The organism is Kitasatospora sp. UYEF31 (assembly GCF_057291755.1).
Map to the genome: position 1 here is coordinate 16,606 of NZ_JBXAWK010000035.1, position 13,724 is coordinate 30,329.

General features: G+C 69.5%; 11 protein-coding genes. 7 read left to right on the forward strand and 4 right to left on the reverse strand.

The window, feature by feature from the left end; genetic code table 11:
• Complete coding sequence (locus AC0Z36_RS18225) at nucleotides 1-261, reverse strand: WhiB family transcriptional regulator (protein ID WP_485463982.1); 261 nt, start codon at nucleotides 259-261, stop codon at nucleotides 1-3.
• Nucleotides 262-1,229: 968 nt separating this feature from the next.
• On the opposite strand from AC0Z36_RS18225, the gene AC0Z36_RS18230 reads away from it, so the two are divergent.
• From AC0Z36_RS18230 to AC0Z36_RS18240, 3 genes are read left to right on the forward strand one after another with little or no spacing between them, the layout of a single operon-like run.
• On the forward strand, nucleotides 1,230-1,748 hold the full coding sequence (locus AC0Z36_RS18230) for a cysteine dioxygenase (RefSeq protein WP_485463983.1): 519 nt from the start codon (nucleotides 1,230-1,232) through the stop codon (nucleotides 1,746-1,748).
• Nucleotides 1,749-1,753: 5 nt separating this feature from the next.
• Nucleotides 1,754-2,719, forward strand: coding sequence for a 2-phospho-L-lactate transferase (gene cofD, locus AC0Z36_RS18235; protein WP_485463984.1), 966 nt, complete (start codon nucleotides 1,754-1,756; stop codon nucleotides 2,717-2,719).
• Nucleotides 2,716-4,026 carry a coenzyme F420-0:L-glutamate ligase gene (locus AC0Z36_RS18240; RefSeq protein WP_485463985.1) on the forward strand — a complete coding sequence of 437 codons (1,311 nt, stop codon included), beginning with the start codon at nucleotides 2,716-2,718 and terminating at the stop codon, nucleotides 4,024-4,026. The genes cofD and AC0Z36_RS18240 overlap by 4 nt, the downstream gene beginning before the upstream one ends.
• A 140-nt stretch (nucleotides 4,027-4,166) precedes the next feature.
• Here the strand turns inward: AC0Z36_RS18240 and AC0Z36_RS18245 are convergent, their stop codons facing one another.
• Together AC0Z36_RS18245 and AC0Z36_RS18250 are read right to left on the reverse strand one after the other, a co-directional pair.
• Nucleotides 4,167-5,495 (reverse strand): LCP family protein, encoded by a 1,329-nt coding sequence (locus tag AC0Z36_RS18245; RefSeq protein WP_485463986.1) that lies wholly within the window; start codon nucleotides 5,493-5,495, stop codon nucleotides 4,167-4,169.
• Nucleotides 5,496-5,638: 143 nt separating this feature from the next.
• On the reverse strand, nucleotides 5,639-6,385 hold the full coding sequence (locus AC0Z36_RS18250) for a TIGR03089 family protein (RefSeq protein WP_485463987.1): 747 nt from the start codon (nucleotides 6,383-6,385) through the stop codon (nucleotides 5,639-5,641).
• Nucleotides 6,386-6,508: 123 nt separating this feature from the next.
• On the opposite strand from AC0Z36_RS18250, the gene AC0Z36_RS18255 reads away from it, so the two are divergent.
• Nucleotides 6,509-7,669, forward strand: a complete 1,161-nt coding sequence (locus tag AC0Z36_RS18255) for a peptidoglycan recognition protein family protein (RefSeq protein WP_485463988.1) — start codon at nucleotides 6,509-6,511, stop codon at nucleotides 7,667-7,669.
• A 117-nt stretch (nucleotides 7,670-7,786) separates the two neighbouring features.
• Here AC0Z36_RS18255 and AC0Z36_RS18260 read toward each other — a convergent pair whose 3' ends face one another.
• A complete protein-coding gene (locus AC0Z36_RS18260) occupies nucleotides 7,787-8,926 on the reverse strand; it encodes a glycosyltransferase family 4 protein (protein ID WP_485463989.1) in 1,140 nt (379 codons plus the stop codon).
• A gap of 101 nt (nucleotides 8,927-9,027) precedes the next feature.
• Between AC0Z36_RS18260 and AC0Z36_RS18265 the strand changes: the two genes are divergently transcribed.
• From AC0Z36_RS18265 to AC0Z36_RS18275, 3 genes are all read left to right on the forward strand, one after another.
• A complete protein-coding gene (locus AC0Z36_RS18265) occupies nucleotides 9,028-9,963 on the forward strand; it encodes a DNA-3-methyladenine glycosylase family protein (protein WP_485463990.1) in 936 nt (311 codons plus the stop codon).
• Nucleotides 9,964-10,327: 364 nt separating this feature from the next.
• Nucleotides 10,328-11,677, forward strand: a complete 1,350-nt coding sequence (locus tag AC0Z36_RS18270; protein ID WP_485463991.1) for an LCP family protein — start codon at nucleotides 10,328-10,330, stop codon at nucleotides 11,675-11,677.
• A 207-nt stretch (nucleotides 11,678-11,884) separates the two neighbouring features.
• Nucleotides 11,885-13,681: an LCP family protein gene (locus AC0Z36_RS18275; RefSeq protein WP_485463992.1), complete on the forward strand. Its 1,797-nt coding sequence runs from the start codon at nucleotides 11,885-11,887 to the stop codon at nucleotides 13,679-13,681.
• Nucleotides 13,682-13,724: the final 43 nt, after the last annotated feature.

Here is a 13,724-nt window from a genome sequence, read left to right on the forward strand (position 1 = left end):
CTACACCGCGGCCTTCTTCAGGCGCCTGCGCTCACGCTCGCTCAGGCCGCCCCAGATCCCGAAGCGCTCATCGTTGGCGAGTGCGTATTCCAGGCACTCGTCGCGGACCTCGCAGGCCAGGCAGACCTTCTTGGCTTCCCGAGTGGATCCGCCCTTCTCCGGAAAGAAGGACTCGGGGTCGGTCTGCGCGCACAGTGCGCGCTCCTGCCAGCTGAGCTCTTCCTCGACGTCCGTGAGCAGCAGCTGCAAAAGCTCGCCCATCGCGTGGCCTCCTTCACCCGTTTTTGCTTCCCCGTAATACAGCCGTTACCGGTAACGGTTGACGACATGTGTGAAATTACAAGCGCGTCGCTGTCGTGGCGTCAAGCCGCGCTCTGCTATTAGGACGGGGATTCACCCCCCGGGACCAAGCAGGCGGGAAAAGCCTACGCAACCGGACAAATATCCCGCACCGGACTTCGACCGTACTTTCACCCCCCGAGGCCGATGATCCGACTCACCCTGGGGGCGCCTGTTCGGTCCGGTCTGCCGAGACCGTCCCGTAATGATGCGACGATCATGAAAGGCGAACGGTTCCCGCAGGTGGGGACGTCGATGCGACCACCGGAGACGATCTGCACGGGGCGGACCCGACCGGTTCTGGCGGATCCCGGCGGGCCGTTGCCGGAACCCGGACCGTCGTTTGCGCTTCCCTGCACGGCCCCGTGACGGCAACCGACCTGGGAACGGCAAAGCGTCCGGATCGGAAATCGGCTGCCCCGCAGGGGGTCAAATCCAACCCCGACGCCCCGACGAACGTCAAAAGTTCACCCGATCCAGCGAGTACGGCCACCACATGCCGGACTCCGGACCGGTCCAGGTTGACAAGGACCACCACGGTCCGCTGTTCTTTTTGTCATGTCCGCACACAGCATCCTGGTCCCGAGCCGGTCCGTCGACCGCCGCAGGGTGTCCGCTGTGCGTTGTTGCGGCTCCGCCGCCGTTCCGGGCTGTCGCCGTCGCCCGGAGTGTTGTCGCCCCGGCTGCTGACCGGCCCGCACAACCCCGCCGAACGCGTCGCCGCCGATCCGGCGATCAGCTGGGGTCGTTTTCCTTAGCGATCAGGCCTGGCGGCGCACCCTTCGCTCCCCTGTTCGCGTCTTCTCTTTTTTCTGTGTCTGCCGCGGCCCCGGCCGCCCGCTCCCTCCCGGGTGCGCGGCCCGGCGGCCCTCCCCCGACAGAGGACTCCCGTGTCGAACGACATCTACATCGCCGGCGACCTGCTGGCCGCCGATCCCGCGCTGATCGCCGGCGCCGCCCCCGTGCTGCGTCCCACCGTGGGCACCCTGGCCGGTCTGGTCCGGCGTTACGCGGCCGAGGCGGCCGAACAGCTGGCCGAGGTCGAGTACGACCCGGTCACCCGCTGGTACAAGCGCCTGGCCGTCGCCGACGACCACGAGGTGTGGCTGCTCAGCTGGCTGCCCGGCCAGGGTTCGGGCCTGCACGACCACGGTGATACCTCGGGTGTCTTCACCGTGGTGTCCGGCGAACTGCACGAGCGTTCGTACGCAGTAGCCGACAGGCTGCGCCGTGAGCGCAGTCTCACACCGGGTCCGGTCCGGGTGTTCGCTCCGTCGTATGTCCATGAAATGACCAATATGGGTACCGAACCCGCCGTCAGTGTGCACGTCTACGCCACGCGGCTGACCACCATGACGATGTACGGGGGCACTCCCGCACGAGTGCGCGTGGCGGCTCTGGGACACTGACGCCCATGCGCATCGTGGTACTGGCCGGAGGAATCGGGGGCGCCCGTTTCCTGCGCGGCCTCAAGGCAGCGGCACCGGGCTCGGACATCACCGTCATCGGGAACACCGCCGACGACATCCACCTGTTCGGACTGAAGATCTGTCCGGACCTGGACACCGTGATGTACACCCTTGGTGAAGGCATCAACGAGGAACAGGGGTGGGGTCGCCGCGACGAGACCTGGAGTATCAAGTCCGAGATGGCCGCGTACGGGGTCGGGCCCGAGTGGTTCGGGCTCGGCGACCGGGACTTCGCCACGCACATCGTCCGGACGCAGATGCTCGGCGCGGGTTATCCGCTCAGCGCGGTCACCGAAGCACTGTGCGACCGGTGGAAGCCGGGGGTGCGGCTGATCCCGATGTCCGACGACCGGGTCGAGACACACGTCGTCCTCGCCGACCCGGCGGCGCCCAGCGGGAAGAAGACCGTCCACTTCCAGGAGTACTGGGTCCGGCTGCACGCATCGGTGGACGCACAGGCGATCCTCGCGGTCGGCAGTGACACGGCCAGGCCCGCCCCAGGCGTCCTGGAGGCCATCGCCGGAGCCGACGTGATCATCTTCCCGCCGTCGAACCCGGTGGTCAGCATCGGTACGATCCTGGGTGTGCCTGGAATCCGGGAGGCCGTCGCGAAGGCGTCCGCACCGGTCGTCGGACTGTCGCCGATCATCGGTGGCGCGCCCGTGCGCGGCATGGCCGACAAGGTCCTCGCGGCCGTCGGCGTCGAGGCCACCGCCCAGGCGGTCGCGCTCAACTACGGCTCTGAGCTGCTCGACGGCTGGCTGGTGGACAGTCAGGACGCCGACGTGGTCGGCGCGGTCGAGGCGGGCGGCATCGCCTGCCGCGCGGTGCCGCTGCTGATGACGGATGTCGACGCGACGGCCGAGATGGCGCGTGCCGCGCTGGCTTTGGCGGAAGAAGTACGCGGGTGAACCGCTCGTACGAGGTCATCGCCGTTCCCGGGCTCCCGGAAGTGGAGCCGGGCGCGGACCTCGCAGCACTGATCGCCGAAGCCGTGGAACTGCGCGACGGCGACATCCTCGTCGTCACCTCGAAGATCATCAGTAAGGCCGAAGGCCGCATCCGCCAAGGGGCCGACCGCGAGGACGCCATCACCGCGGAGACGGTCCGGGTCGTCGCCACCAAGGGCCGCACCCGGATCGTGCAGAACCGCAACGGCTTTGTCATGGCCGCGGCCGGAGTGGACGCCTCCAACACGACGCCGGGCACGATACTGCTGCTCCCCGAGGACTCCGACGCGTCGGCCCGCAGGATGCGGGCGCAGCTGAGGGAACGTCAGGGCGTACGGGTCGGCGTCGTGGTCAGCGACACTTTCGGGCGGCCTTGGCGGAACGGACTTACCGACGTGGCCATCGGTGTCGCCGGCCTCGACGCGGTGGACGACCACCGGGGCCGCACGGACACCCACGGCAATGAGCTCGCCGTCACGGTCACCGCGGTCGTGGACGAACTGGCTTCGGCCGCCGAGCTGGTCAAGGGCAAGGCCGACGGGGTGCCGGTCGCGGTGGTGCGCGGTCTGGGCGCGCTGGTGACCGAGGCTGACGGTGACGGCGTACGGCCGCTGGTCCGCGATTCGCAGGAGGACCTGTTCCGGCTCGGGACCGCCGAAGCCCTGCGGGAGGGCGCGCACGGGGCGATCACCGCGCGGCGCACCGTCCGGGCCTTCACCGACGAGCCGGTGGACGGTCCGGCCGTCCGCCGGGCGGTCGACGCCGCGATCACCGCACCGGCCCCGCACCACACCGTGCCGTGGCGGTTCGTGCTGCTGGAAAGCGCCGGTTCGCGCAAGGTCCTGCTGGACGCGATGCGCGACGCGTGGGTGTCCGACCTGCGTGGGGACGGTCGTACGGAAGACTGGATCACGAAACGGGTCAAGCGGGGCGACGTGCTGTACGCCGCGCCGTACCTGATCGTGCCCTGCCTGGTGACCACCGGCGGGACACACGCCTATCCGGACGCGCTGCGGTCGGCCGCCGAGCGGGAGATGTTCGTGGTCTCGGCGGGCGCCGGGGTGCAGAACCTGCTCCTCGGACTGACCGCGGAGGGCCTGGGTTCGGCGTGGGTGTCGTCCACGATGTTCTGCCCGGCCGTCGTACGGGAGGCGCTGGACCTGCCTGCCGACTGGGACCCGATGGGGGCGATCGCCGTGGGCCACCCGGCCGGGTCGCCCCGGGAGCGCCCGGAGCGCAGCGCGGAAGCCTTTATCGAAGTCCGCTGAGTTCTGGGACACGGTGTCCCGTACACAACGGCGGGAGCGCCGACGCAGTGGTCCGCGTGGGCGGTGCCAGGCGGCGCCTGCGGGAAACCCAGAACAGGCCCTAGGCGCACGGTCCGGGACCGGCCTCGGTTCAGACAGTGTCAGTTCACATTGCAGAGGTCCTGGTCGGCGTCGCGGGTCAGCACATTCACCGGCGGGGGCGCCGCAGCGGGCTGCACGGCGGCCGGCGTCGGCATTCCGGAACCCCTGCCCGGAGCCGGACCGGGTTCCGCTCCGCCGGGTGCCGGTGTCTCCGGGGCCGGCGGCTTGGCCTGCTTCCCGACCGGCAGGTCCTTGTTGACGGCCTCGAACAACCGGTCGGAGTTCGGCTGGATCAGGTCGACCCGCCCGGTGACCTTGCCGTTCGCGCCGACGGCGTCGACCACCGGGATGCCCGCGAAGACGATGTCGGAGGTGCCCATCCCCTGCAGGCTGCGGCCCAGGTCGACCAGGTCGGTGACCGAGTTGAGGTGTTCGTCGGTGCGGATGGACTTGGTCAGCGCGTCGGCGAGGGCGAACATCCGGGCCGGGTTGTTCATCGTCCCGCTGCTCCTGATCTTCTTCGCCAGGGAGCCGACGAAAGCCTGCTGGCGCTTGATCCGGCTGAGGTCGCTGCCGTCCCCGCCGATGGTCTCGTCGTGCCGCAGCCGTACGTAGTCGAGCGCCTGCTTGCCGCGGACGGTCTGCGTGCCCGCTTTGAAGTGGATGTCGCTGTGCGGGTCCTCCACCGCCTTGGGCAGGCAGACTTCGACGCCGTCCACCGCGTCGACCATCCCCTTGAAGCCCGAGAAGTCCACGATGATGTGGTGGTCGATCCGGATGCCCGTCAGCTTCTCCACGGTGTTGCGGGTGCAGGCCGGGCCGGCGAGCTGGAACGCCGCGTTGAACGTCGCCCGCTCCTGCGGCAGCGACCGGGTGCCGTCCTTGCGTACGCAGGGCGGGATCGTCACCCGCAGGTCGCGGGGGATGCTCATCACGACCGCGCGTTTGCGTCCCTCTGCGAGGTGGACGAGCAGGACGGTGTCCGAGCGCTCGGTACCGTCGGCGCTCCCCGCGCCCAGGCTGCGGTTGGCTCCGGCCCGGGAGTCCGAGCCGATCACCAGCAGGTTGAGGCCGCCGGTGGCCACCGGGCGTTCCCGGCTGAGCTTGTCGTCGACCTTGTCGGACTTGAGGTTGCCGTTCAGCAGCGCGTAGGCGTACCAGACACCGCCGCCGACGACCACGAGCAGCAGCACCAGGCCGCCGACGACCGGCAGGATTACCTTGCGCCGCCGGTCCTGGCGCTTGCGGTTCTTACGGGCCGTGGCCCGGCCGCCGGCCGACAGGCTGGCCCCGGCCGCGCCCCGGGGGCTGTGTGGGTCAGGGCGGCGGGCGGCGGCGACCTGGCGTCCAGCCCCCGGTCCGGCGGGTGGGGAGTACCTCGTGACCATTGCTGGAGCCCTCGCAGTCCACGCCCCCGTCACGGTGACCGCCCGCCGGAACGGCCACGCGGTCAAGAGCGTCCTAGATCCAGAACGTTCCACGGCCGCTTACGGTAACGATGAAAGCCCGGCTTGCCCGCTGTTATGGCGTTCTATTCCATGGAACGAGTGACCGCGCGTGACACGTGTTCCATCTCCTTGCGCCGTTCAAGGAGGGATCTGTCCAGGTGGCGGCACACGACAACGGGAACAGCGGCGGCCAGCGGGGCGAGCAGTCCCGCGTGAAGACCACTCATCTGAGTGAACGGCAGATCGGTGAGGATCCGGTCGCCCGCCGCCAGGCCGAAGTCCGCCGCGGCTTTGCGGCCCTCTTCGGCCGTCTCGGCGGCGGTGAACGTCCGGCCGTCGACCACCAGGGCGGGGTCCGCGGCCGACGGCGGGACGTACGCGGCGAACCGGTCCCCGTGTGCGGCGACTTCGGCTCCGTAGTCCAGGAAACCCTCGGGCGGCTGCGGGAACCTGCCGCCCATCGGGCGCAGCGCGAGCGCGACCCGCTCACCCGGGCAGGTCCGGGCCGCGTCCAGGGTGTCGGGTCCGGTGACCACGATGTCCGCGTCCGCGGGGTCGCCCTGGACTGCCACGGTCAGGCCGACCGACCACGCGGCGAGCAGCCACACCTGGGTCTGCCAGTGCGCCGGGAGCAGCAGTGCGAGCCGCTGTCCGGGTTCGGCGGACAGGTCGTCCTGGAGCAGGTTGGCTGTCTTGGCCACCCAGTTGTCGAAGGTGGCGACCGACAGTTCGACGCGCTCAGCGGTCGCGTCGTCGTAGAAGGTGGTGAACGGGCGGGAGGCGTCGGCGGCGAGGGCCGCGCGCAGTTGGTCGACAGGCGTGACGGACATGGGTCCAGCGTACGAGTCGGCCTCCATCCTCAAATGGAGCAATTAGTACATTTATTGATATTCAGGGCGTTGTCCAGGGCACAAGCACCAGCGCATCCACCGGACGAACTCAGGGGAGCGCTTGTGCGCCTGCGCTGGAAGACTGTTTCGCTGCTGACCGTCGCCACAATCTCGATGGTCACCACGCCGTACCTCGACATGACTCAGGTCGCGTCCGCCGCTGTCGGTCCGTCAGGGACCACCCACACCCTCCCGCTGTCCGGGACCGGTCCGGGGCGCGGCCGGAGCGTCGGCCCGGCGGACGACCGGACGGTCGCGGAGACCGCGCCGCGCGCCGTCCGGCCGTTCTCACTGCTCGGGGTCACCTGGTCGGATCCGCGCGGGCGGTACGACGTGGAGGTCCTGGTCCGCACGAGGAGCGGCGGCCGGTGGACCGGCTGGTCCGCCCTGCACGCTTCTTCGGACACCCCCGAAATCTCCGAATCCGTACGGAAGGAGCTGCGCGGCGGCACCGACCCCCTGTGGACCGGACGGTCCGACGGCGTCCAGGTGAAGGTCCTGGTGAACTCCGGCAGCGCGCCGCAGGACCTGCGCCTGGAACTCGTCGACCCGGGCCCCGGCGTCAAGGGCGCGCGCGGCCGGGAGGCCGAGCCGCCGCCGTGGGTGCACACCGCGGCGCCCAGTGCCCCCCGGCCGCCGATCGTCAGCCGGGCGGGGTGGGGCGCGGACGAGGACCTGCGGGACCGGGGCCTGAAGTACACAAGCACCGTCAAGGCTGCCTTCATCCACCACACCGCCGACGGGAACGGCTACTCGTGCGCCGAGACCCCGACGGTGCTGCGGGCGATCTACCGGTACCACGTCAAGAGCAACGGCTGGGCGGACTTCGGCTACAACTTCGTCGTCGACAAGTGCGGAACCATCTTCGAGGGCCGGGCCGGCGGGGTGGACAAGCCGGTGCTCGGCGCGCACACGCTCGGGTTCAACACCAACACCATGGGTGTGGCCGCGCTGGGCACCTACTCCAAGACCGGTCCGCCGGAGGAGATGCTCAAGGGTCTGGAGCAGGTCGTCGCCTGGAAACTGGGCATGTACGGGCGGAACCCGCTCGGCAATGTCACGTTGACGTCAGGCGACAGCGGCAGCCGGTACCAGAGCGGCACCGACCACAGTTTCGATGTCGTCTCCGGGCACCGGGACGCATTCGCGACCGAGTGCCCGGGGCAGCTGCTGTACGACCGGCTCCCGGAGATCCGTCAGGCCGTCCAGCAGCTGATGTCTTAGGTCCCCGGCCGCCACCGGTCCACGCCACCGCCATCGCCACCGCCATCGCCACCGCCATCGCCATCGCCACCGCCATCGCCATCGCCATCGCCTTCCTGGTCTCCGTACGACCTGCTGTTATCTCTTCTTCGCGTGCTCGGCGACGAGTCGGCTCAGCCTGTCGACCAGCGGCTCCACCACCGCTGTGGGGGTGAACCGCTCCTGGGCGAGCGCCAGGGCCGCGGACCGCATCCGCTCCACCTCCGACGGGTGGGTCACCAGGCGGCGCAGTGCGTCGGCGAGCGCCTCCGGGTCGCCCGGGGTGGTCAGCAGCGCCGACTTGTCCAGGAGCCGGCGCTGCGGGGTCGTGTCGGAGGTGACGACGGCGCACCCGGCCGCGGCGGACTGGAAGACCTTGTTGGGGACCAGGCGCAGTGCTTTGGAGTCGGTGCCGAAGATGCCCAGCGCGACGTCGTGGTCCGCGACCAGGGCGGGCAGTTCCGCTTCGGGGATCCACGGGTGCCAGGTGACCTGGGCGGTGTCGCCGACCAGTTCGCGGGTGCGGGCCAGTTCCAGGCCGCGGCCGATCATCGTCACCGACAGTGGGAAGCCGTCCAGGCGCCGCAGGGCTTCACCGATGACGGGCGCTCCCTGGACGGGTGAGTAGTAGCCGAAGGAGATGACACGCAGCGGCCGGGCGGTGCCGGTCCGTCCGCGGGCACGCTCCGGGGTCAGGACGTCGTGCCCGGCGTCGAACCAGGTCCGGGCCGCGCCGATGGGCACCACGACGGCGCGGTCCCGGTCGGCTTCGCGCAGGATCCGGCGGTGTTCCTCGGTGTCCACGACCAGGAGGTCGGCGGCGTTGAGGGCGGCGGCTTCGATCCGGGCGGCCGAACGCAGGGACGCCTGCCGGGTCTCGCCGATGCGGTCCGCGTAGTCCTCGACGGTCTCCAGGTGGTCGATGGCCAGGGGGACGCCGCGGAACAGCCGGCGGGCCAGCTGGATGTCGAGTCGGCCCTGGTAGCCGCACAGGACCACGTCGGGGTGCGGGGCGCGGCGGGCCTTGCCGGCCAGCTCGGCGAGGCAGCGGGCGTGCCGGACGCGTGCTCGGGGGACCCCCGCCCCTGGCCGGGGCGGCCGGGTCGGCCCGGCGTCGTGCTGTCCCAGGGGGACATTGCACGTCACCACGTCGACGCCCTGCCGTCGCAGACCCTCGGTGAGGATGCCCGCCCTCGGGTGGATGGCCGTGTCATATGTGCCGAACACCATGACCCGCATAGTGGGAAGTCTGCTCAGCGTGACAATGCGCTAACCGTACGAACGGCTCCCGGGGGGTCGGGTAGCGTTGCCGGAGTCGGCCGCGATCAGGGAGGTAACGGGTGGAACCGCACCTTTCCCGCAACTGGCGTCCCGGCTTCGAACTGGACGTCCGGCGGACGCTGGGTCAGTTGCGGCGCGGGCACAGCGATCCGACCTTCCGGACCGGCGCGGACGGCGCGGTGTGGCAGGCTTCGCGCACTCCTGACGGGCCCTGCGCGCTGCGGGTCGCCGTCGTCCCGGGCGGCGCCGAGATCGAAGCCTCCGCCTGGGGCCCCGGTGCGGCCTGGCAGTTGGACGGGATCCCGGACCTGCTCGGGGCGCGGGACGACCCTGACACCTTCACCACCCATCACGATCTTGTACGGGAAGCCGCAAAGGCAAACCGCGGCCTGCGGCTGCCGCGGACGAACCTGGTCTTCTCGGCACTCGTCCCGTCGATCCTCGAACAAAGGGTGACCGTCATCGAGGCGCGGGCCGCCTACCGGCGGTTCCTCAAGACATACGGAACACCCGCCCCCGGGCCCTCGCCCGAGGGCCTGCGGGTGCCGCCCGAGCCGTCGGTGTGGGCGGGGATCCCGTCCTGGGAGTGGCGCGGGGCCGGGGTGGACGACCACCGGGCGCAGACGGTCATCCGGGCCGCCCGTGCGGCGGCCGGTCTGGACCGTACGGCCGGATTCCCCGACGCCGAAGCCGCCGAGCGGATGAAATCACTGCCCGGCATCGGGGTCTGGACCTGCGCGGAGACCATGCAGCGATCGCACGGGTCAGCTGACGCCCTGTCGGTCGGGGACCTGCACCTGGCCAAACACATCGGATACGCGCTGACCGGCACACCGGTCGACGACGCCGGGATGCTGGAACTCCTTGAGCCGTACCGGGGACACCGGCACCGGGCCGCACTGTTGATCCTGCTGGCGGGCGGGCGGGCTCCGCGACGCGGACCGCGTCTGGCTCCGGGGCCGCACCGGGCTTCGGGGCCGTACCGGGCGGCATGACGCCGGTCACCTTCCAGCGGCAACCGTCCTGTCTGGCGAGTCCCCGTCCGCGACTCCCGCCGGGGCGCACGGTACCGTGCCCCTCGGACGCAGCCGAAGGCTTTCCCGGACATACCACCATCAGTATGTATGACGTGCGTCACAAGCGTGTCGGCCGGTGCAACTCCCACGCCGTCAGGTACGTCTGACCCGAGAGTGGAACGCCGGGCCGGCACACCGGCCCGCCTGCGAACCTGCCGGATCCACCGGATCCACCTGCCATCCGGGACCGGAAGAAAGCGGACACGTGGTCAGCGAAAACACACGGGGCGAATCCGGGGCGACCCCCGACGGCACCCCCGCGAACGAGAGCCCTCTCATCAGCATGCCCTCGCGGCGCCGCAAGATCTTTAAACGGGTCGCCGTCGGCGTCTCTGTGACGCTCGTCCTCGGCCTGATCGCCACCGGGGTGACCGGATACGTGCTCTACCGGAAGCTCGACGCGAACATCACCACCGAGGACATCGTCCAGAAGCTGGGCCCGACCCGGCCGCCGGTGGTCCCGGCCGCGCACGATGCGATAAACGTCCTGCTGATGGGCTCGGACAACCGCGACGGGGCGAACAAGGAGTACGGCGACGTCGGCGAGGGGACCCAGCGCTCGGACACTACGATCCTGCTGCACATCGCCGCGGACCGGGAGTCGTCGGTCGCTGTGAGCATCCCGCGCGACCTGGTGGTGAACCTCCCCTCCTGTGTCCGCGACGGACAGCCGAACTCGCGTCCGTACAAGGGCATGTTCAACTCGGCCTTCGAGATCGGCGGTTCGGCCTGCGCCGTCAAGACGGTCGAGCAGATGACGAACGTCCACATCGACCACCACATGGTCGTCGACTTCACCGGCTTCAAGAACATCGTCGACGCGGTCGACGGTGTCGAGGTGTGCCTCCCCAAGGCGGTCAAGGACACGCATTCCAAGCTCGACCTCCCGGCCGGCCGGCAGAAGCTCAACGGGGAGGACTCCCTGTCGTACGTCCGCGCCCGCGAAAGCCTGGACGACGGCAGCGACACACAGCGGATGACCCGTCAGCAGAAGTTCCTGGCCTCGCTGGTGAAGAAGGTCAAGAAGCAGAACATGCTGACCAACGGCCCGGCGCTGTACCGGGTCGCCGACGCCGCCACCCGGTCACTGACCACCGACCCGGGCCTGAACTCGGTGAAGAAGCTGATGAACCTGGTCGAGACGATGCGGGACATCCCGGAGAGCAAGACCGCGTTCCTGACGGTGCCGCGGCAGCCGAACCGCTTCGACAGGGACCGGGACGAACTGGTGCAGCCCGGGGCGGACAAGCTGTTCGAGGCGATCCGCTACGACCGCGTCCAGGTCGGCGACGCCCCCGGCACGCCCGGTGGCAGCGTGCAGGTCAATCCGTCGGCCTCGCTGCCGCCGGGGTCGGGGTCCTCCGCGACGCCCACATCCGGTTCCGGTTCGAAGAACAAGCCCGTACCGTCCGATTCTGTTTCCCCGTCGGCCACGGGGAGCCCTGTCTCCCCTGCCGCCTCGGCGGGAACGTCAGGCGCCGACAGTGCGAGCACGTCGCCGGGCACTGCGGCAGGGATCGTCGCGCCGGTTTCCGCGGAGTCGACCGCCCCGGCCGCCGCGGCGTCCGCGGGGCCCGGGGGTCCGCTGGTGACGGTGACCGGACGGACGGCCGAACAGGACGTGTGCGCATAGTCGGTGTATGGATTATGCACCAGGAACCCATCGATTCAGGGCGAACTGTCCCTTTTCCTTGCATTTATGATCGAAATAGGTCAAGTAGTTCAACGCCGAGCACGCCTTGGCTCGAATACGACCGCTAGGGTTGCTGTTTCATAACGTCAGATGCGTTCGGGGGCGTGCGCAGAAGTACCGCAGAAAACTGCCGGGAGGGAACACGGCATGACCGGAGGCAACGGGTCGACCAGCGATGGCCGACGCGGGGATCGACATGATCCTCTGGACGGCGTAGACGCCGCCGACATGTGGGAGATGGACCCGGACACGGGTCAGTACCGGATGGTGCCGCTCGCAGCCCCGGCCGCCCCCGGTGGTTCCGGTGACGGCGGTTCCGGCGGCGACTTCGGCCACCTGTACCGCGACCCGCCCCGCGCTGACACCCCGTCGACGTCCGCGGGCAGCGGCTCGCGCCGCCGCGCGGCCGTCCTGGAAGAAGCGCCCACCCCCGGGCGTCGCGGCGCGAACCGCGCCGAAAACGCGACGGCACGCTCCGCACCAAAAGCCGACAAGGCCAAGAAGCGGCTGAAGTGGGTGGCGGTCGGCACAGCCGTGACGCTGCTCGTCTGTGTGGGTGGGGCGTACGGGGTCTACGAGTACTTCAACCGGCAGATCTCGACCCAGGACAAGCTCAAGGACAACGAAACTCCTGGGGCCGCGGCCGACGAAAAGGGCCGGAAGCCGCTGAACATCCTGCTGATCGGCAGTGACACCCGCGTCGGCCAGGGCAACGGCGGGTACGGCGACGAAGGCCACGGCGGCCTCGCGGACACCACGATCCTGATGCACGTGGCCGCTGACCGGTCGAACGCGTCGATTGTGAGCATTCCGCGGGACACACAGGTCAACATCCCCGAGTGCAAGAGCGACAAGAAGACTTACAAGGCGCGTTTCGCCTCGTTCAACGAGAGCTACGGTGACGGTGCCGGAGCCCCGTGCACGGCGCTGACAGTGCAGAAGATGCTCGGCGTGCAGATCGACCACTTCATGGTGATCGACTTCAAGGGCGTGAAAGAGATGACCAACGCCGTCAAGGGTGTGGACGTCTGCTTGAAGAAACCGATCGACGACCCGATCACCACAAATCCAGCCGGTGGCACCGACCTGCATCTGAAAGCGGGCAACCACACGCTCCAGGGCGAAGAAGCCCTCAAGTTCCTGCGCACCCGGCACGGTTACGCCGAAGGCAGCGACCTGGCCCGCATCGAGGGCCAGAAGGCCTTCCTGATGTCGTTGGCCCGAAAGATCAAAAGCAGTGCCTCGCTCAGCAACGTCGAGGGAATGTTCAACCTGGCCAAGGCCGCGACCAGCAACCTCACCGTGGACAGCGGCCTGGGCAGCATCGACAAGCTGATCGTTCTCGGCAACGAGATCAAGAAGGTTCCGGAGAAGCGGCTGGCCTTCACCACACTTCCGGTTGAGGACTTCCCCGCGAACAAGAACGTGGTCCAGCCCATGCAGCCCGCGGCCAAGCAGCTCTGGGCCCAGCTCGCCGCCGACAAGCCGCTGACCGAGGGCGAGCCCGGTGCGCCCGCGCCCGCACCGTCCGAAACCGCCCCGGTGTCCCCCCCGCCGCCGCCCGTCGACCCGGCCACCATCGCGGTGACCGTGCAGAACACCACCAAGACGGACGGCCTGGGCACCAGCACCACCAAGGACCTGCTGGGGAAGAAGCTCAAGGCGGTCGCCAGCACCAGCAAGGGTTACAAGGCCCGCGACATAAGTGTCGTGCAGTACCCCAAGGGCAAGGGCGACGCGGCCAGGACCGTGGCGATGCTGGCCGGTCTCCCGGAGACTGCGATCGAGGAGCTGAAGACTCCCGGCACCCAGCTGATCCTGATCATCGGTGCGGACTTCCCGAAGGCCGGCACCACCCCGAAGGCGAACACTCCGCCGCCTGCGGCGCCGTCCGACGCGGAGATCAAGCTGAAGACCGCGGATCAGGAAATCTGCGCCAAGTAGGGCGTCACCGCACAGCGGGCCGCCACCGGACGTCCGGTGGCGG